Annotated in this window: 15 protein-coding genes; 10 read left to right on the top strand and 5 right to left on the bottom strand. The window is 58.1% G+C overall.

The features are described 5' to 3' along the window. Nucleotides 1–14: 14 nt before the first annotated feature. Complete coding sequence (locus tag ACYU7Q_RS15505; RefSeq protein WP_460610349.1) at nucleotides 15–740, bottom strand: PD-(D/E)XK nuclease family protein; 726 nt, start codon at nucleotides 738–740, stop codon at nucleotides 15–17. 161 nt (nucleotides 741–901) lie between these two features. On the opposite strand from ACYU7Q_RS15505, the gene ACYU7Q_RS15500 reads away from it, so the two are divergent. Further along, the gene (locus tag ACYU7Q_RS15500; RefSeq protein WP_342295416.1) at nucleotides 902–1,324 is read left to right on the top strand and encodes an EamA family transporter; all 423 of its coding nucleotides are present in this window, start codon (nucleotides 902–904) and stop codon (nucleotides 1,322–1,324) included. Nucleotides 1,325–1,591: 267 nt separating this feature from the next. Then, nucleotides 1,592–2,893, top strand: coding sequence for a T9SS type A sorting domain-containing protein (locus tag ACYU7Q_RS15495; protein WP_460610348.1), 1,302 nt, complete (start codon nucleotides 1,592–1,594; stop codon nucleotides 2,891–2,893). Nucleotides 2,894–2,956: 63 nt separating this feature from the next. Here the strand turns inward: ACYU7Q_RS15495 and ACYU7Q_RS15490 are convergent, their stop codons facing one another. From ACYU7Q_RS15490 to argB, 4 genes are all read right to left on the bottom strand, one after another. Beyond that, complete coding sequence (locus ACYU7Q_RS15490) at nucleotides 2,957–5,128, bottom strand: TonB-dependent receptor (RefSeq protein ID WP_460610347.1); 2,172 nt, start codon at nucleotides 5,126–5,128, stop codon at nucleotides 2,957–2,959. A 240-nt stretch (nucleotides 5,129–5,368) separates the two neighbouring features. Then, a complete protein-coding gene (argH, locus tag ACYU7Q_RS15485; RefSeq protein WP_460610346.1) occupies nucleotides 5,369–6,670 on the bottom strand; it encodes an argininosuccinate lyase in 1,302 nt (433 codons plus the stop codon). Between the two features lie 16 nt (nucleotides 6,671–6,686). Continuing rightward, on the bottom strand, nucleotides 6,687–7,754 hold the full coding sequence (locus tag ACYU7Q_RS15480) for a M20 family metallo-hydrolase (RefSeq protein WP_460610345.1): 1,068 nt from the start codon (nucleotides 7,752–7,754) through the stop codon (nucleotides 6,687–6,689). Further along, nucleotides 7,742–8,524, bottom strand: a complete 783-nt coding sequence (gene argB, locus ACYU7Q_RS15475; RefSeq protein WP_460610564.1) for an acetylglutamate kinase — start codon at nucleotides 8,522–8,524, stop codon at nucleotides 7,742–7,744. Before argB ends, ACYU7Q_RS15480 begins: the two co-directional genes overlap by 13 nt. A 422-nt stretch (nucleotides 8,525–8,946) precedes the next feature. Between argB and ACYU7Q_RS15470 the strand changes: the two genes are divergently transcribed. The 8 genes from ACYU7Q_RS15470 (at nucleotide 8,947) to carB (ending at nucleotide 18,931) form a co-directional block, all read left to right on the top strand. After that, a complete protein-coding gene (locus tag ACYU7Q_RS15470) occupies nucleotides 8,947–9,573 on the top strand; it encodes a GNAT family N-acetyltransferase (RefSeq protein WP_460610344.1) in 627 nt (208 codons plus the stop codon). After that, nucleotides 9,573–10,763 (top strand): argininosuccinate synthase, encoded by a 1,191-nt coding sequence (gene argG / locus ACYU7Q_RS15465; protein ID WP_460610343.1) that lies wholly within the window; start codon nucleotides 9,573–9,575, stop codon nucleotides 10,761–10,763. The genes ACYU7Q_RS15470 and argG overlap by 1 nt, the downstream gene beginning before the upstream one ends. Further along, nucleotides 10,753–11,733 carry an N-acetyl-gamma-glutamyl-phosphate reductase gene (gene argC, locus ACYU7Q_RS15460; RefSeq protein ID WP_460610342.1) on the top strand — a complete coding sequence of 327 codons (981 nt, stop codon included), beginning with the start codon at nucleotides 10,753–10,755 and terminating at the stop codon, nucleotides 11,731–11,733. The genes argG and argC overlap by 11 nt, the downstream gene beginning before the upstream one ends. Before the next feature lie 21 nt (nucleotides 11,734–11,754). After that, a complete protein-coding gene (locus ACYU7Q_RS15455; RefSeq protein ID WP_460610341.1) occupies nucleotides 11,755–12,162 on the top strand; it encodes a hypothetical protein in 408 nt (135 codons plus the stop codon). A 12-nt stretch (nucleotides 12,163–12,174) separates the two neighbouring features. After that, entirely contained in the window at nucleotides 12,175–13,314 is a 1,140-nt protein-coding gene (locus tag ACYU7Q_RS15450; protein WP_460610340.1) for an aspartate aminotransferase family protein, read from the top strand. Nucleotides 13,315–13,853: 539 nt separating this feature from the next. Beyond that, on the top strand, nucleotides 13,854–14,936 hold the full coding sequence (carA, locus tag ACYU7Q_RS15445) for a carbamoyl-phosphate synthase small subunit (protein ID WP_460610339.1): 1,083 nt from the start codon (nucleotides 13,854–13,856) through the stop codon (nucleotides 14,934–14,936). A gap of 6 nt (nucleotides 14,937–14,942) precedes the next feature. Then, nucleotides 14,943–15,581, top strand: a complete 639-nt coding sequence (locus ACYU7Q_RS15440) for a hypothetical protein (RefSeq protein ID WP_460610338.1) — start codon at nucleotides 14,943–14,945, stop codon at nucleotides 15,579–15,581. A 116-nt stretch (nucleotides 15,582–15,697) separates the two neighbouring features. Further along, nucleotides 15,698–18,931 carry a carbamoyl-phosphate synthase large subunit family protein gene (gene carB / locus ACYU7Q_RS15435; protein WP_460610337.1) on the top strand — a complete coding sequence of 1,078 codons (3,234 nt, stop codon included), beginning with the start codon at nucleotides 15,698–15,700 and terminating at the stop codon, nucleotides 18,929–18,931. Nucleotides 18,932–18,993 lie beyond the last annotated feature (62 nt).

The following is an 18,993-nucleotide window of genomic DNA, read 5'->3' as shown; positions in this document are numbered from 1 at the left end:
GGCTTAGCGCCGCCTTATTCGTCGTCCGAATGTTGTCCTAGCGCGTCCACAGCGGCTTGCACGGCTTCGGCGCGGTAGGCGGGCGCGGTGCCCGGGGCTTTCAGAAGGCGCAGCAGGCGCTGGTATTTCTGACGGCCCTCGGCCAGCATCTGCTCGCTCACTTCGATGGTGAAAACGCCGAAAGGCTCATTTTTTTGTACCCCGACCAACAGGAACCGCTCGGCGCGCAGGGCATCGGTGTAGAAGGCTGCCTGCCGGTCGTAGTCGTAGGCCGAGCACTGCCAGAGGAAATGGTCGGCATCGCGGGCGTTGGTGGTTTTGAAGTCGATGATGGTGAACGGCTCGTCGGGGTGGGCCACCACGAGGTCGGCCCGCAGCTTGCAGAGCGTGTCGGTGGCGGGCTCGGTGAAGAGTACGCTCACCTCCGGGGTGCCGCGCTCCAGCAGGCCAGCCAGATGCGTGTTGAGTTTCACGCCCTCCACCAACCACCACACCAGCGTGTCGTTCAGGCCGGGCTGGCCGGCCACGTAGTCGGCCGGCTCCAGCAGGGCGGTGTGGAAGGCCGTGCCAAAGCTTAGGGCGCCTTCGTTGGCGCTGGTTTGGGGGCGGGGCGGGCGGCCGTCGAGGGCATCGCGCAGGCGCGAGAGGTCGGAATTGGCAATGGCCGGCAGGGCGCGGTAGGTGTCGTAGTCGAGGCGCAGCAGGTCGGGCCGGCGGAAGGATGAGGCAGATTCGGGCACAGGATTCGGGATGGGTCGAAAAGGTAACAGAAAAACCCGCGAAATGGCTTCACCGACCGGCAACTTTGCCCGGCCATCAGCGCTGGCAAGTCGGCTTACGTACCCCTGAAATCAGCGGTTATTTTCCGCCCCGTTCGCGTCACCTTCTCCCCCCTTATCTCATGGCTTCCTGGATTCCCTACGCCTTGCTTTCGGCCCTATTCGCGGCCCTCACCGCCATTTTTGCCAAAATTGGCATCAAGGGTGTCGACTCGGATTTGGCCACAGCCATCCGCACGGTAGTGATTTTGCTGCTGGCCTGGGGCATTGCCATTGCGCGCGGGGCCACGGCCGGACTGCCGGCTCTCACGGGGCGCACGTGGCTGTTTCTGGTGCTGTCGGGGGTGGCCACGGGGGCATCGTGGCTGTGCTACTTCCGCGCCCTGAAGCTGGGACCGGTGGCGAAGGTGGCCCCGGTGGACAAGCTGAGCGTGGCGCTGTCGCTGCTGCTGGCAGTAGCCTTTCTGGGCGAAACCATCAGCCTGAAAGGGGCGCTGGGCGCGGGGCTGATTCTAGCCGGCACCGTGGTGCTGGTGTGGGCGTAAAATCCGGCCACGGATTAGTTAAATTACCCTATAGCGCCCTCGCTTCCCTGACCTCCAAAGTACCATTTCGGCCCCCTGCATTCATCATGCCGGGGGCTTTTTGCATTCAAGCAGCAGCAGCATCCTAATCAGCACTCGCTAACTAATCAGCACTTGCTAAAATTATTCTGGTGCGATTGCATCTTTTAAATATCACCTTACAATATACAATTATTTACGTATACTAATAACAAGTCAATATCCAATCCTCAACTAACCATTAAAGCCATGAAAAACCTTATCAATTACTTAGCTATGACCATTATGCTACTCCTTGGGAAAAGCTTCAGCAGCCACGCCCAATGCACGTTCACGGCCGTGAACAACGGCAACTTCTACGACCCTAATACCTGGCTGGCATCCGGCTCAGGATGCACCAGCAAGGCCCCCACTTCCAACAGCGACGATGCTATTGTCATTAATGGCTTCAATGTCGTGCTGAACGGCAATTACGCCGTAGCGAAAAACGGCTCTATTTCCTTGTTGGGCGGTGGCTCGCTGATTGGCGGAGCCGACCTGACCTTGGGCGACGGCACTGGCGGCCCCACCGCAACCCGCCTGATGGTGGGCGCGGGCAGCACCCTGCGCGTGGCCCAGCTAACCGTGGACAAAGCCAATGTGATGGTGACGGCCCAGGGCACGGCAGCGACGCCCACCCTGCTCAGCACCGACTGCAACCTGGTTTTGGTGAACTCCGACATCACCGATAACAGCCGGGTGATTATCAACGGCAGCATCGACCTGACCCGGGGCGGGGCCAACAACACCCTCTGCGGCACGGGCAGCGTGCGCATTGGCGGCTGCGTGTTCGGCAACAACGGGGCTACGCAAAGGCTGGCCAACAACTGCGCTTCTTCCCTTGTGACCGTCTGCGCGCGCGGCACCACTTCCGGCTGCCCCGGCCCTGCTGATGCCACCAACGCTTCGGAACAGGAGTGCCGGAGCTTGGCGGTGTGCACCGGCCCGCTGCCGGTCGAACTGATTTTGTTTACGGCCACGGTCACGAGCCGGCAGGGCGTGGCCCTGTACTGGGTCACGGCTTCGGAGAAAAACAGCAAGGAATTCGTGATTGAACGCTCGGCCGACAGCAAAACCTTCGATGCCCTGCGCACGGTGGCGGCCGCCGGCAACACCCAATCCCGCACCACCTACGACCTGACCGACGAACAGCCGCTCTTCGGTACCAGCTACTACCGCCTGCGCCAGGTCGATGCCGATGGCACCACGGCCTATTCGCCGGTGCAGGTGGTGCACCTGGGCAGCCCCAGCGCCGAGGGCCTGGCCGTGTACCCGGCCAGCCAGGCCCGGCAGTGGGTGGTGAGTACTAGCCTGCCCGCCCAAGTGCTGGCCGCTGGCCCGGCCACTGTGCGCGTGTTTGATGCCTTGGGCCGCAGCCAGCCGATGGACTGCATACCCGAAACCGGCCAAACCGGCCGCTGGCGGCTCGACCTGCACGCCCTGCCATCGGGCATCTACATCGTGCGGCTGGTATCGGCGGCCGGTTCGTTCAGCCAGCGCATCGCGCAATAGCTTTTATTGCATGAGCAACTAGCTCGTTAAGTGGCCACCCGGGCCTTTGAGCGCGGGTGGCCTTTAGGCTTTGGCCCAGCGCCACGTCAGTGACACGTTGAAGACGCGGCCTTCCACGGGTGCCCACAGCTCGCGGAAAACCGGGTTGTCCTGCGGGGCCAGCACTACTTTTTCCTGGCGCGTCTGGCGGTAGTCGAGCAGGTTTTCGCCGTTCAGGGCCAGCGTGAAATTGCCCGCGTGGTAGCGCAGCAGCGTGGCGAACAGTGGGTAGCCGGGCGTGGGGCGGCCATCGGAAAGGTATTGCTGGCCGATGTAAGAGGCTTCGAGACCCGCGCTAAAACTGTCCGTGAACTCAACCAAACCCACGGCGGCAAACTTGTGGCGGGCAGCCAGCGGCAGGTGCGGGTTGGCCGCGTCGTACTGCCGGCGGGCATCGGTGAAGACGTAGCCGAGGTAGAGCTCCGTTTCGTCGGCGCGCAGGCGCACGTAGGTTTCGAGGCCCCGCGTTGAGAGCGGAGCAGCCGCATTTTGCCAGGTAAGGTAGTTGGCCTGAAACGGCCCGGCAAACCCCAGCCCATTCAACACCAACGGGTTGCCCAGGCGGGTATAGAAGAACGACTGGTTCACGCTCAGCACCAGCGGCTCATCGAACCCATCAAAGCTATGCTGGTAGTTCACATCGCCGTTCAGGCCGGAGGAGGTTTCGGCGCTCACGCCTTGCAGGGCCTTCACGAGGGGATAATCCCGCTCGTCGAGGCTGTTGATGTAGGGCACCGGGGCGCGGTAGCCCAGCCCGCCGTTGAGGCGCGCCGTCACAGCATCGCTGGCCCGAAACAGCAGCGCGAGGCGCGGCAGCAGGAAATTGCCGTACTGGTTGTGGTGGTCGAGGCGCAGGCCGGCTTGCAGGCTCAGGCGCGGCAGCAGGCGCCAGTCGTCCTGGGCAAACGCGCCCAGCGTGTGGTAAGTGTAGGGGCTGCGCAACGGCGTAGCACTGCGGTTGAAGGATGCCAGCTGCTCGCCGTTCGCATTAAGGCCCACTACCAGGGTGTGGCGCGGGCCGGCCGCGTGCAGGTAGCTGGCCTCGGTGTAATAGGTGGTTTGGTAGGCGGTGAAGGCGTCGGAATTGGTGTTCACGTCGCGCACAAAGTCCGTGACGGTACCCTTCAGTGTAAGCCGGCCACCGGCCAGCCCGTCGTTGGTATAAAGCAGGTCGGCGGTATTACGCAGGCTGGTGTTGTCGACGTAGAAAACGTGCCCACTCACGGGGTCGAAGCCTTTTTTTAGCACCTCCAGGTCGCCGGCCCGGCGGCTTTCCAGCGTGCCGGTGTAGCCCAGCGCCACCTGGCTGTGGGCATTGGGGTAGAAAAACAGGCGCGGGTGCAGGTTGAGGTTCCGCACCCGGGGCACGTCCACGAAACCGTCGCCGTCCACATCCTTTTCTTTCTGATTGACCAGCCCCACAAAGGCCGAATACCCCCAACGCTTCCCTCGCCGGGCCGCAAAACCGTTCAAATCCGTTTCGCGCAGCGTCGTCTGGTTGAGGCTGGCCGCGTACTGCGGCGTGCCCAGCGTGGGCGTTTTGCTCACCAGGTTCACCAGCCCGGCAATGGCCCCGCCGCCGTACAGCGTCGAATTCGAACCCTTAATTAACTCGACCTGCCGCAAATCGAGCGGCGGCACCGTGAGCAGCCCAAACGAGCCCGCGAAGCCGCCGTAGAGCGGCACGCCATCGCGCAGAATCTGGGTGTACTGCCCCGGCAGGCCCTGTAAGCGCAAATCCAGATTGCCGGTGGTGGGCGAAGTAGGCTGAATTTGAGTGCCCGCAATGTCGCCAAACAGGCTGGCAATGCTGGCCGGCTTGATGCTGCTTTCCTCCTCCATTTCTTCGGCCCCCAGCACCTCTACCCGCGTGGGCAAGTCCTCGATGCGCGAATTGGTGCGGGTAGCCGTCACCAGCACTTCTTCCTCAATTTCGACGCCGCCCGGTGCGAGCATCAGGGCGAGTCTTTGCTCCGCCACTGGTGCCAGCACCAGACGCGGCCGGTAGCCCACCGCTGTGATGCGCAGCCGCGTGCCGGCCGCCGGCGCAGGGGCCAGCACGGCGGTGCCCGTGGCATCGGTGGTCGCGCCGATGTTGCTGCCGGGTACTACTACGCTGGCCCCAACCACGGGCTCGTGCCCCAGCGAGTCGCGTACCTGCACCTGCAGGGCTTGGGCGTGGCCGCCAACTGGCACCCCCGCTGCCACCAGCATTACCAACCAAAACCCGCTATTGAAAAGCCAAATTGTAAAACGAGAAACCATGCCGTTTTTTTTTTGCAGAATAATCCACAAAAATACAGGAGGTTATGCGGCCAATTTTATGCAAATTCTGTGGTATTGTATCCTCTGTGGTATTGTATCCAAAACCGACAAGTGCAGGCTTCCATACCACAGCTGCTTCAATAAATGGCATGAATAGCGAGGGGCCTTGACTTATTTAAACAGCTCGCTTCTTTCCCGCCACTGCCGCACTTTAGCCGCAATTTCGGCCAGTCCCAGGTTGTGAATGCTGCCCAGGTGCGTGGTCTGAAACTCGCGGTGCGGCACGTAGCTGCCGTCTTCCACGGCGCGTCCTACCTGCTGGTAAGCATCGCGAAACGGCACACCGGCAATGATGAGCTGGTTGATATTCTCAACCGAAAATATCGGGTCGTATTTCGCCTGCTCGATTACGCCCTCCTTAATCTTGATTTCGGGCAGCGCAAACAGCAGCATGTCCAGCAAGTCGGCGAACTGCATCATCGGCCCAAACAGCAGCTCCTTCAGCAGCTGGAAGTCGCGGTGATAGCCGCTGGGCAGGTTGCTGGTGGCCAGGATGATATCATTCGGCAGCGCCTGGAGGCGGTTGGCGTGGCCGCGCACCAGCTCAAACACGTCCGGGTTTTTCTTGTGCGGCATGATGCTGGAGCCCGTCGTAAATTCCTTCGGCAGCGTCACAAAACCCAAATCCTGGCTGTTGTACAGCACCAAATCATACGCCAGCTTGCCCAGCGTACCGGCCGCTCCCGCAATAGCAAACGCCAGCGTTTTCTCAGTTTTGCCCCGCAGCATCTGCGCGCCCACCGCACTCACCGCCACACTGCCAAAACCCATTTCCCGCGTCGTCATTTCGCGGTCAATCGGGAAGCTGCTCCCGAAGCCCGCGCCCGAGCCCAACGGGTTCTGGTCGGCCACCTTATGTGCCGCCTCAAACAGCGCCAAATCCAGCAGCAAATGCTCGGCATAGGCCGAAAACCACAGCCCGAAGCTGCTCGGCATGGCCGCCTGAAAGTGCGTGTAGCCCGGCAGCAGGTCGTTTTTGTGCGCCTCGGCCTTTTGCAGCAGCACTTCCGTCAGCGCCACTATTTTGGCTGAAATCTGCTCAGTATAATCCTTCAGAAAAAGCTGAATTGCCGTCAGAACCTGGTCATTCCGCGAACGGGCCGTGTGGATTTTCTTACCCGCATCGCCAAATTTCTCCGTCAGGTAAGACTCTATTTTGGAGTGCACATCCTCAAAGTCATCCTCAATTTGAAACGTGCCCGCTGCCACCTGCGCCAGCAACTCGTCCAGGCCCGTAATCAGCTGCTGCCGTTCTACTGCCGAAATCAGCCCCACCTTGGCCAGCATATTGGCCTGCGCTTTGGAGGCCCGCATATCGAACGGCGCAAGGTACATATCCAGCACCCGGTCCTGCCCCACGGTGAATTTCTCGATGGTATCGTTTACCGAAAATCCTTTTTCCCAAATTTTCATAGCGTCCTCTGGTAATTTAAAACCTAAAATCAGTCAGCAGCTCAATGTAATCCCGAATACCCGCGCGTATTTCGCTCACCAGAATAAACTCGTCCGGCGTGTGCGAGCGGGCACTTTCGCCCGGCCCCATTTTTAAGGTTTCAAACGGCATCATCGACTGGTCCGACAGCGTGGGCGAGCCATAAATCGTCTTGCCCATCGCCACCCCTTTTCTAATTAGCGGATGGTTTTCGCCAATACGCGAAGAGTTTAAATGGGTAGAGCGCGGCACAATTTCCGACTGCAATTTCTCACGCAGAAAATCAACAATCTCCTGGTTCTGATACAGCTCGTTTGTCCGCACGTCAATCACAAATTGGCAGCGGTCGGGTACTACGTTGTGCTGCGTGCCGGCGCTTATTTGTGTCACCGTCGTTTTCACCGGCCCCAGCAACGGCGACACCTGCGGAAAATGGTACTGCCGCAGCCACTGAATATCGTCCAATGCTTTGTAAAGCGCATTTTCACCTTCCTCGCGGGCAGCGTGGCCCGTTTTGCCGTGCGCCGTGCAATCCAGCACAATCAGGCCTTTCTCAGCAATTGCCAGGTTCATTCCCGTAGGTTCACCCACAATTCCCATCTCAATTTTACCAAATTCTGGCAGCACACTTCGGATTCCATTTGCGCCCGAAATCTCCTCTTCTGCCGTAATCGCGCAAATTAAATTAAATGCATTTGGCCTATTTTGAAAATACAGAAATGTTGCTAATAAACTCACGGCCGCCGCCCCGGCATCGTTACTACCCAGGCCAGTTAATTTATCGCCTTCCCACAGCGCTCCAAAAGGGTCATACTTCCACCCGGCACCCGCCTTCACCGTGTCGTGGTGCGAGTTGAGCAGAATCGTCGGCTTATCGGCATCGAAGTGCGACGAAACGGCCCATACATTATTCTGCCGGCGTTGCGCTGCCACACCATGTGCGGCCAGAAACTCCTGAATCAACGTTGCCGTTCCGGCTTCCTCCCGCGAAAACGAGGGCGTTTGAATTAGCCGGATTAATAAATCGACGGCATCATTGCTCAGCTGCGCTATTAATTCAGACATAGCGTCGTTTTCAACTCCTCATTGATGTACAAGGCGTGCTCAATAATAACTTTATCCACCCCGAATTGCAGCGCCTCAAAGGCATTTTCCAATTTTGGCAGCATTCCGTCGGAAATAATTCCGCTCTCCCTTAATTCGCCATAATTAGCGAGCGTAATTTTCTCAATCACCGATTTATCATCGCTGATATTTTCTAATACGCCGCGCTTCTCAAAGCAAAAATGCAGCGACACCGCGTATTCTTTGCTCAGCGCCTTTGCCAGCGAAGCAGCAATTGTATCGGCATTGGTATTGAGCAGTTGGCCGTGGCCATCGTGGTTGATGGCACAGAAAACCGGCGTCAGGCCGAGGCTCAAAAACTGCTGAATCAAGTCGGCATTAACGCTGGCCTCGCTTAAATCTCCTACAAAACCGTAGTCAATTTCCCGTACCGGGCGTCTCGTCGCCAGTATCACGTTACCATCGGCCCCGCTGAGGCCCAGCGCGTTGACGCCACGACCTTGCAAAGCCGCCACCAGCTGCTTGTTGGTCTTGCCCGCGTAGAACATGGTTACAATGTCCAACGTCGCAGCATCCGTAATTCGACGCCCGTTTACCATGCGCGGCGCAACGCCAAGATTTTTCATCATCTCACTGGCGCCTTTTCCACCGCCGTGCACGAGAATTTTCGGTCCGCTTATTTTGGAAAACAGGCGCACGAATTCCAACAAGTCGGCCTCGTTGTCAATTATACCGCCGCCTATTTTAAATATTTTCAACTCGGGCTTCATCACAGCTTCACATACGCGCAAACTCCAAAGCTGGACAAGCGCTATTTCAAAAAAACCACGGGAAATGTTGCAGGCAAAAGTAGGGGCTTTTACCTTTGCGGCAGAATTGAACCTCTTGGCTCGCAGCTTCGTTAAAGCGCCGAATCGACTTAGTTTTCGCCATGCCCCTCCCCGTTTCCACGTCTTCGATGCTCACCGCCGCCGTTCGGCCGGGGGTGGCCGGCGTGTGCCAAACGACTTGCGCCCTGGTGCGACGACCCTAGCGGCTTCAGCAGCCGCATGTTGGCCCCTTGGCCAGCCCTTTTGAGCCGGGCCAGTATCCGCTCAACTTACAGACAGGTTTGGGCTTTCTCCCCTAAACATCCGTACACAGCGGATGGGCAGAAGCCGCGTATCTATCCCTAAGTTCTTCTAAATCAACAATGACAATTCGGGTTGCAACGGAGGCGGACGCACAGTACGCTGAACAATTATGCCAATGGTACGTCGAGTCGGCCAAAACGCGGGGCACGGGTATCGCCAAGCGCGAGCCTGCCTACGTGGCCCAAAAGATGGCCAATGGCGACGGCATCATCGCCTTTGTGGACGATGAGCTAGCCGGCTTTTGCTACATCGAAACCTTTGATGACAAGACGTTTGTCGTCAACTCGGGCCTGATTGTAAACGCTGAAATCCGCAAAGGCGGGGTGGGCCGGGCCATCAAGCAGGCGGTGTTCGAACTCTCGCGCACCAAGTACCCGCAGGCCAAGATTTTCGGTATTACGACCAGCCTGGCCGTGATGAAAATCAACACTGACCTCGGCTACGAGCCCGTCACCTTTTCGGAGCTGACCACCAGCGAGGATTTCTGGAAAGGCTGCAAAAGCTGCAAAAATTACAGCATTCTGATGGAGAATGAGCGCAAGATGTGCCTCTGCACCGGCATGCTGTATGATACACCTGAAAAGCAATTGGTGCAGGTGCAAGTGCCTGACTTCGCTACCCTTACCCCCACCCTGCCGCTCGTCCAAGACACCGCTTCTGACCCCGAAACCGATTCTGCACTGTAATGAAGAAAAAAGCCATTCTCGCCTATAGCGGCGGCCTCGACACCTCGTTTTGCGCCGTGTATTTGTCGCGCGAGCTCGACCTGGAAGTCCACACCGTCATCGTCAATTCCGGTGGCTTCACGGCCGAGGAGTTGGCCGCCATCGAGAAGCGCGCCTACGAATTAGGTTCGGTAAAGCATGAGGTAATTGACGTGACTACGCGCTTTTACCAGGATTGCCTGCGCTATTTGCTGTTCGGCAATGTGCTGAAAAATGACACTTATCCGCTGAGCGTGAGTGCCGAGCGCATGTTCCAGTCGTTGGCTATTGCCGAATACGCCCGCACCAACGAGGCCGACTACATCGTGCACGGCAGCACCGGCGCCGGCAACGACCAGGTGCGTTTCGACGTGGCTTTCGCAGTGATTGCGCCCAAAACGGAAATTCTCACGCCCATCCGCGACCTGAAACTGTCGCGCCAGGCCGAGATTGAATACCTGCAGAAACAGGGATTCGAAATGAGCTGGGAGAAGGCGAAATACTCGATTAACAAAGGCATCTGGGGCACCAGCGTGGGCGGTGTCGAAACGCTAACCTCGCACGAGGCCCTGCCGGAAAGCGCCTACCCCTCGCAGCTGCAGCGCCACGACTCGGAGCGCGTGGAAATCACCTTCGAGAAGGGCGAACCGGTGGCTTTGAACGGCGAAACGCTGGAGCCCGTGGCTCTGATTCAGAAGCTTAACGAGCTGGGCGCGGCCTTCGCCGTGGGCCGCGACATTCACGTGGGCGACACCATTCTGGGCATCAAGGGCCGGGTGGGATTTGAGGCGCCCGCGCCGCTCATCCTCATCAAGGCCCACCACTTGCTGGAGAAGCACACCAGCACCCGCTGGCAGCTGCTGCACAAGGACTACATCGCCAACTGGTACGGCACGCTGCTGCACGAGGCGCAGTACCTCGACCCGGTGATGCGCGACATGGAAGCCTTTCTCACGTCGTCGCAAAATCACGTGTCGGGCAAGGTATTCGTGCAGCTCAAGCCCTACCAGTTCGACCTGCTCGGCGTGGAATCGAAGTACGACATGATGCAGTCGAAAGTGGCTACCTATGGCGAGGAAAACAACGCCTGGGACTCGCGCGACGCCCGCGGTTTCATCAAGATTTTCGGCAACCAGCTGAAGATTAGCGCCAGCCTGCACGATGAAAATTAAGGCCGGTATCGTAGGCGGCGCCGGCTACACAGCCGGCGAGCTCATCCGCATTCTGCTGCACCACGAATTCGTGGAGCTAGGCGGCATCGTTAGCTCCTCGAACGCGGGCAACCCCGTGTACCAGGTGCACGACGACCTGGTGGGCGAAACCGATTTGGTGTTTGCCTCCGAGTTGGCCGGCGACGAGGACGTGGTATTCTTGTGCCTGGGCCACGGCAATTCCAAGGCGTGGCTCCAGAAAAACGCTCTGCCCGAAACCACGCACATCATCGACCTCAGCAATGACTTCCGCCTGAATGCAGATGCTGAGTTTGAAGGCCGCGAATTCGTGTACGGCCTGCCGGAACTGAATAAACGCCCCATCCAGCAGGCGCAAAGCATTGCCAATCCGGGCTGTTTTGCCACGGCTATTCAATTGGCGCTACTGCCGCTGGCGAAGGCCGGCAAGCTCACCGACGACATCCACGTTTCGGCCATCACCGGCTCGACCGGGGCAGGCCAGAGCTTATCAGAGACGGTGCACTTCTCGTGGCGCACCAACAACGTATCCATCTATAAGCCCTTCACGCACCAGCACCTCGGCGAAATTGGCGAAAGCTTGGCGCAGTTACAGCCACAGTCAGAAGCGGAGATTCACTTTATCCCCTACCGTGGCAATTTCTCGCGGGGCATTTTCGCTAGCGTCTATACGCCATCAGATTTGACGCAGGACGAAGCGCGGGAGCTGTATAAGCAATTTTATGCTGAAGCGCCGTTTACGACGGTATCGGACAAGGAAATTCACCTCAAGCAGGTGGTGAACACCAATAAATGCCTGCTGCACGTGCAGAAACAGGGCAAGCAGCTGCTCATTACCTCGGTGATTGATAATCTGGTGAAAGGTGCGTCGGGCCAAGCGGTGCAGAATATGAACATACTGTTTGGTCTGCCGGAAACGACGGGGCTGATGAATAAGGCCTCGTATTTTTAGAAGTAAAACTGTAGAGGCGACATGATGCTGAAAGAAATAGGCCGCTACTACGAATTACCACTAGCAGGATATTCTATTCAGCAGATTGAGTACAACGGGCTGATTAGATTAGTCTTTGTAAATGCGGATGAACGTATTTTTCTCGACATCCACGGGGAATTTCTGGTAGAGGCATCTGGTCACGCCACCAAACTATCGCCGCGACAAAAGGAATCCCTATTGCTTTTCTACGACTGGTTAAACGCTGGTATCAAGGTAGAGGAAGCTAAAGCTGACAGGCAAGGGCGGCTATTCCTAAAGCTTAGCAACCGACGAGAATTGACTGTGCCAGATGGCCCCTTTGAAAACTGGCATTTCACCGTTTTGAATCGCCATCATCCAAGCAAAAATCTGTTTGTCCACGGCGGAGTGGGCACCACCTACTTCTAACAGAACTAATCAATGGAGCTTTTCAACGTTTATCCCCTCGTCAACATCACGCCCGTGAAGGCGCTGGGCGCCAAGCTGTGGGACGATAAGGGCCAGGAATACCTGGATTTCTACGGCGGCCACGCCGTTATTTCCATCGGCCACAGCCACCCGCACTACGTGCAGCGCCTCACCGAGCAGCTGCAAAACATCGGCTTCTACTCCAACTCGGTGCAGATTCCGATTCAGGCGCAGTTGGCACACAAGCTGGGCCAGGTGTCGGGCTACGAGGACTACGCGCTGTTTCTGTGCAACTCGGGCGCCGAGGCCAACGAGAATGCGCTGAAGCTAGCGTCATTCCACACCGGCAAAACCCGCGTGGTGGCGTTCAAAGGCGCGTTTCACGGCCGCACCTCGGGCGCGGTGGCCGCGACGGACAACCCCAAAATCGTGGCGCCCTTCAACGCGGGCCACGCCATCAGCTTCCTGGAATACGACTTGGCGGCGGTGGAAACCGCGCTGCAAGGCGGCGATGTATGCGCCGTCATCATCGAGCCGATTCAGGGCGTGGGCGGCATCATCATGCCGTCCGATGAATTTCTGCAAGGCTTGGCGGCGCTGTGTAAGCAATACGGCGCGCTGCTGATTGCCGACGAGGTGCAGAGCGGCTACGGCCGCAGTGGTAAGTTTTTCGCGCACCAGCACGCCGGCATCCGGCCCGATATTATTTCGGTGGCCAAGGGCATGGGCAACGGCTTCCCCATCGGCGGCATCCTGATTGCGCCGACGCTGAAATCCTCCTACGGCCTGCTGGGCACCACCTTCGGCGGCAACCACCTGGCCTGCGCCGCTGCTCTGGCCGTGCTCGAAGTGATTGAAGATGAAAACCTGCTAACCCACGCCGCCGAAATGGGCGACTACCTCCGCACCGAGCTGCTGGCCCACGCCGGCGCCGAAGAAATTCGCGGCCGCGGCCTGATGGTGGGCATCAAGTATGACTTCCCCATCAAGGACGTGCGCGACCGGCTGCTGTCGGAACACCACATTTTCGTGGGCAACGCCTCCGACCCCACGGTGCTCCGCCTGTTGCCGCCACTCAATATCACGAAGGCCGAAATCGACCGGTTTTTGCAGGCGCTGTACACACTTATTCCGGCCGAGGTAAGGGATTAACCGGCTTGAGGCGTAACTTGCAGTCCCAATGAGTAGCACGATGAAGTTTACGAGCCAGGCTCCCCTTCTGATTAGCTGCACGCTGCCATTGGCCACAGTTGCGCAGCCGCCGGCTGGTTCTTTCCGCGAAAGAACTGCCACCCCTTTTTCCTCTCAGCAGTTGAGCCCGCCTGACTTCCCGATGCCTGACATCTGGAATCGGCAGTGCGCGGAGCCGATTGATTTACATGCTTTCGCTCCCGTTTGGCTTACAACCTGCTTCGGCTGGAACAGACCCCTGATTTACGGTCCTGTTCCAGCCGAAAATGTATCGGGGCGGTTGCAAAAGCTGGCTGAGGCCACACCTCGCACCCGTCGCACGCCCGGCAGTGGGGCTTCCCGTATCGTCGCATTTCCCGCCACTGGCAAGCGTCCCATCAGCGTTGATTGGGATGAGGGCATACCCGCCACCTCCTACTGGCTCAACAGCTGGAGAGACGCGACGGGCCTGATTACCGCAAAAATTCAATAACAGAGTAAATCCTTTTTCGCATAACAGAGTGGAAAACGCTAAAACGGTAAAACTCATCCTCGAAGACGGCACCGAAATCCAGGGCCAATCCTTCGGCGCCTACACCTCGGTGGCGGGCGAAGTGGTGTTCAGCACGGCCATGACCGGCTACCCCGAAAACCTCACCGACCCGTCCTTCGCGGGCCAGATTCTGGTGCTCACCTACCCCATGGTGGGCAACTACGGCGTGCCCGGCGAGGATTTGTACGAGTCGATTTCGAAGATTTTCGAGTCCGACAAGATTCACATTGCCGGGCTGGTGGTGAATTATTACTCCGAGGAGCACAGCCACTGGAACGCCGCCAAAAGCCTTGGCGACTGGCTCAAGGAGTACAACATCCCCGGCATCTTCGGCGTTGATACCCGGATGCTCACCAAGAAGCTGCGCGAAAAAGGCGCCATGCTGGGCAAAATCGTGGCCGAAACCGACGTGCCCCTGCACGACCCCAACCTCGACAACCTGGTGGCCCAGGTGAGCCCCCCCGGCGTGCAGCACTACGGCCACGGCCAGCACAAAATCGTGCTCGTGGACTGCGGCACCAAAACCAACATTATCCGCTGCTTCCTGGAGCGTGACGTAGAGCTGATTCGGGTGCCCTGGGACTACGATTTCACAACCCTTGACTACGACGGCCTGTTCCTGAGCAACGGCCCCGGCGACCCCAAAATGTGCGCCCCCACCATCCAAAACCTCCACAAAGCCCTGCAACAGGACAAGCCGATTTTCGGCATCTGCTTGGGCAGCCAGCTCATGGGCCTGGCCTGCGGCGGTGACACCTTCAAGCTGAAATACGGCCACCGCAGCCACAACCAGCCCGTGAAGCTCACCGGCACCCAGCACTGCTACATCACCAGCCAAAACCACGGCTTCGCGGTCGATACCGAAACGCTGCCCGCCGAGTGGGACATGCTATTCGAGAACCTGAATGACGGCACCTGCGAAGGTATCAAGCACAAAACCAAGCCCTTCTTCTCCACCCAGTTCCACCCCGAAGCTGCCGGCGGCCCGCAGGATACCGAGTTTCTGTTTGATGACTTTTTGGAGGCTGTTGTAAAATACAAGAAAGGCTAAGCCACCGTGGAACCCACTCAATCATCGGTTAGCGAGAGTAAATACTGGCTGCCTGTTTTTCTGCTAGTGCCTTTGATTTGCATGATGCAGTTTGGCAATGCTTATACGGCCGACAAAGGCATGAAAGTGCTTTACAGCGCATTGGCTGGCGGTGTGGGTGGGTTGCTCGGTTTTGCAGGCTATTATTTCACAATTAATCGGCCTGCTGCCTTTCGAGTATTAGTGTTGGTAATCGTAGCAGTTGTAACGGCATTACCTACGATTTTGCTACCGACTGCTTCTGCTGTTGCATCGAATAACAATACCAATTATTCGACTTGCCCGGTTTGCGGCTATGTGGCCTACAAAGCAAATGAAAAGGCTTGCGACAACTGCGGTGAAGAACTAACAGCAGAAGAAATGCGCCAATCTGGTCTAACCGATGTGGACTCTTTAATTCAATTAGACCAAGCTTTCTATTTCATTCCAGATGACGAAAAAGCACCCATTACATTTAATCAGCCCGATATTTCGGAAGATGGGTACAAACTCGATAAATCTTGGAAGCCCAGCGTTTCAGAAGCTGCTGTAAGAGCTCAAGCTACTCATTATTACGAGTTTCAGAAACGCAATCCGGTTAAAGTGCGGGTGATTAAAAAAGAATAATCTTCCGCTTAAAATTCTCTACGTTTTTCAAGCTCGCTGCTCAAAATCATAAACTCATAACTCGTCTGGCTCCCCCTCTTCCGAAGGAGAGGGGGCCAGGGGGTGAGGTTACGCACATGAACAAACCCAACAAAGTTCTCATCCTTGGTTCCGGCGCTCTGAAAATTGGCGAAGCCGGGGAGTTCGATTATTCCGGCTCGCAGGCCCTCAAGGCGCTGAAGGAGGAAGGCATCCGCACCATCCTCATCAACCCCAACATTGCCACCGTGCAGACGTCGGACAACATTGCCGACGACGTGTACTTCCTACCCGTGACGCCCTACTTCGTGGAGGAAGTCATCAAAAAGGAACAGCCCGATGGTATTCTGGTGGCCTTTGGCGGCCAAACGGCGCTGAACTGCGCCGTGGCCCTGTACCGCGCCGGCGTGTTCGAGAAGTACAACGTGAAGGTGCTGGGCACGCCCGTGCAGAGCATCATCGACACCGAGGACCGGGACATTTTCAAGGAGAAGCTGGAGCAGATTGGCGTGCTCTCGGCCCGCAGCGTGGCCGTAACCACAATGGACGACGCGCTGGCGGCGGCCGAGAAAATCGGCTTTCCCATCATCGTGCGGGCGGCGTTTGCGCTGGGCGGCCTGGGCAGCGGCTTCGCCAACAATATGGACGAGCTGCGGGCGCTGGCCCAGAAATCCTTTACCACTTCCGACCAGATTCTGGTGGAAGAATCGCTGAAGGGCTGGAAGGAAGTGGAGTACGAAGTGGTGCGCGATGCCTATGATAACTGCATCACGGTCTGCAACATGGAGAACTTCGACCCCATCGGCATTCACACCGGCGAGAGCATCGTGGTGGCCCCGTCGCAGACGCTGAGCAACCGCGAATACCACAAGCTACGCAGCATCGGCATTAAAACAATTCGCCACCTGGGTATCGTGGGCGAGTGCAACATTCAGTACGCGCTGGACCCGCATTCCGAGGATTACCGCGTGATTGAGGTGAACGCGCGCCTGTCGCGCTCCTCGGCGCTGGCCTCCAAGGCCACGGGCTACCCGCTGGCCTTCGTGGCCGCCAAGCTGAGCCTGGGCTACTCGCTGGCCGAGCTGAAAAACAGCGTGACGCAAACTACTTCGGCCTTCTTCGAGCCAGCGCTCGACTACGTGGTGGTGAAGCTGCCGCGCTGGGACTTGGGCAAGTTTTCGGGCGTTAACCGCCAGATTGGCAGCGCCATGAAGAGTGTAGGCGAGGTAATGGCCATTGGCAAATCCTTCGAGGAAGCCATTCAGAAGGGCCTGCGGATGCTGGACACCGGCAAGCGCGGCTTCGTGGCCAACAAGCCCGACGAAGAATTGGAGAACGTGGCCATCGACCAGCTGCTGAGTGAGCCGAACGAGGAGCGCATCTTCGCCATCAATAACGCTTTCGAGGCGGGCTACTCGGTGGCCCAGGTGCACGAGCTGACCAAGATTGACCACTGGTTTTTGCAGCGCCTCTACGGCATTTTTGAGCTGAGCAACCAACTGGCCGCCGGCCGCGGCGCGGGCGTGGACGGTCTGGAAACCAAGCTGCTGCGCGATACGAAGAAGGCCGGTTTCTCCGACCAGCAGATTGCGGTGAAATTGTTGGGCGAGGGCGACGTGAAGGCCGACGAGCTGCGGGTGCGCGCCCGCCGCAAGGCCCTGGGCGTGCTGCCCGTGGTGAAGCAGATTGACACGCTGGCGGCCGAGTTTCCGGCCAAAACCAACTACCTCTACACCACCTACCACGGCACCGAAAACGACCTGACGCGCGAAACCGCGCAGTCGGTGGTGGTGCTGGGCTCGGGCGTGTACCGCATCGGCTCGTCGGTGGAGTTTGACTGGTGCGGCGTGCAAGCCGTGCAAACGGCGGCGGCCGAGGGCTACAAAACCATCATCATCAACTACAACCCCGAAACCGTGAGCACCGACTACGACGTGTCGGACCGGCTGTATTTCGAGGAGTTGAGCTTTGAGCGGGTGATGGACATCCTGGACTTTGAACAGCCCGGCGGCGTGATTCTGAGCACCGGCGGCCAGATTCCCAACAACCTCGCCACCCGCCTCGAAGAAGCCGAGGCACCCATCTTGGGCACCTCGGCCGCCCGCATCGACGAGGCCGAGAACCGCCACAAATTCAGCAGCATCATGGACGAGTTGGGCATTGCCCAGCCGCGCTGGAAGGAGCTGACCTCGCTCGAAGCCATGCACGGATTTGTGCAGGAAGTAGGCTTTCCGGTGCTCATCCGGCCGAGCTACGTGCTGTCGGGTGCGGCCATGAATGTGGTTTCCAACAACTTCGAGCTGGAAGAATTTCTGAAGGCGGCCAAAGAAGTGAGCGCCGAATACCCGGTGGTGGTGTCCGAATTTATTCAGGAAGCCAAGGAAATTGAGCTGGACGCAGTGGCCGACCACGGCAACATCGTGAGCTACGCCATTTCGGAGCACGTGGAGTTTGCCGGCGTGCACTCCGGCGACGCCACCATGTACTACCCGCCCCAACGGGTGTACGTGGGTACCATCCGCAAGCTCAAAATCATTGCTGAGAAGATTGCCAAGCGCTACGAAATCAGCGGCCCGTTCAACATCCAGTTCCTGGAAAAGAACGGTGTCATCCGCGTGATTGAGTGCAACCTGCGTGCTTCACGCAGCTACCCCTTTGTGTCGAAAATCTCGGGCAACAACCTCATCCAGAAGGCCACGCAAATCCTGCTGGGTCGCCCCGTGGCGCGCGACGAGAGCGAGCGGGTGTACGACCTGCCCTTCGTGGGCGTGAAGGCCCCGCAGTTCTCCTTCACCCGCCTGCCCGGTGCCGACCCGGTGATGCGCGTGGATATGGTGAGCACCGGCGAAGTGGGTTGCCTGGGCGACACCGCCCAGGAGGCCCTGCTGAAGTCGATGCTGAGCGTGGGCTACAAAATCCCGCAAAAATCGGTGCTCATTTCCGGCGGCCCCATCAAGTCGAAACTGGCCCTGCTCTCGGCCGTGGAGTTGCTCGTGAAAAAAGGCTACCAGATTTACGCCACCCAGGGCACGCACCGCTTCTTCGCCGAAAACAACGTGCCCAGCAGCCTCCTCTTCTGGCCCGACGACCTCGTGGAGCCCAACGTGCTGACGTATTTGAAGGAAAAGAAAATCGACCTGGTCATCAACATCCCGAAAAACCTGTCGAAAGGCGAGTTGGATAACGACTACAAAATCCGCCGCACGGCCATTGATTTTGGGGTGCCGCTGCTGACGAATGCGCGCCTGGCGAAGGCGTTTATTCAGGCCTTCTGCACACTGGAGATGAAGGATTTGAAGATTAAGAGCTGGAACGAGTATAAGGCGATGTAGCGTGAAGCTTCTGCTTCGCATATCGTTGAAATGTTATGCGAAACACCGATTTGCCAGAGCGC

It is taken from the genome of Hymenobacter terrigena (genome assembly GCF_054776515.1).
The sequence above is the reverse complement of the archived record's forward strand: the minus strand, read 5'-3'. Positions and strand labels throughout refer to the sequence as shown.

Excerpts from the sequence above, each read along its gene's own strand:
- ACYU7Q_RS15500 (WP_342295416.1), top strand. The coding sequence starts at position 902 with ATGGCTTCCTGGATTCCCTACGCCTTGCTTTCGGCCCTATTCGCGGCC.
- ACYU7Q_RS15495 (WP_460610348.1), top strand. The coding sequence starts at position 1,592 with ATGAAAAACCTTATCAATTACTTAGCTATGACCATTATGCTACTCCTT.
- argH (WP_460610346.1), bottom strand. The coding sequence starts at position 6,670 with ATGAAAATTTGGGAAAAAGGATTTTCGGTAAACGATACCATCGAGAAA.
- ACYU7Q_RS15480 (WP_460610345.1), bottom strand. The coding sequence starts at position 7,754 with ATGTCTGAATTAATAGCGCAGCTGAGCAATGATGCCGTCGATTTATTA.
- argB (WP_460610564.1), bottom strand. The coding sequence starts at position 8,524 with ATGAAGCCCGAGTTGAAAATATTTAAAATAGGCGGCGGTATAATTGAC.
- ACYU7Q_RS15470 (WP_460610344.1), top strand. The coding sequence starts at position 8,947 with ATGACAATTCGGGTTGCAACGGAGGCGGACGCACAGTACGCTGAACAA.
- argG (WP_460610343.1), top strand. The coding sequence starts at position 9,573 with ATGAAGAAAAAAGCCATTCTCGCCTATAGCGGCGGCCTCGACACCTCG.
- argC (WP_460610342.1), top strand. The coding sequence starts at position 10,753 with ATGAAAATTAAGGCCGGTATCGTAGGCGGCGCCGGCTACACAGCCGGC.
- ACYU7Q_RS15455 (WP_460610341.1), top strand. The coding sequence starts at position 11,755 with ATGATGCTGAAAGAAATAGGCCGCTACTACGAATTACCACTAGCAGGA.
- ACYU7Q_RS15450 (WP_460610340.1), top strand. The coding sequence starts at position 12,175 with ATGGAGCTTTTCAACGTTTATCCCCTCGTCAACATCACGCCCGTGAAG.
- carB (WP_460610337.1), top strand. The coding sequence starts at position 15,698 with ATGAACAAACCCAACAAAGTTCTCATCCTTGGTTCCGGCGCTCTGAAA.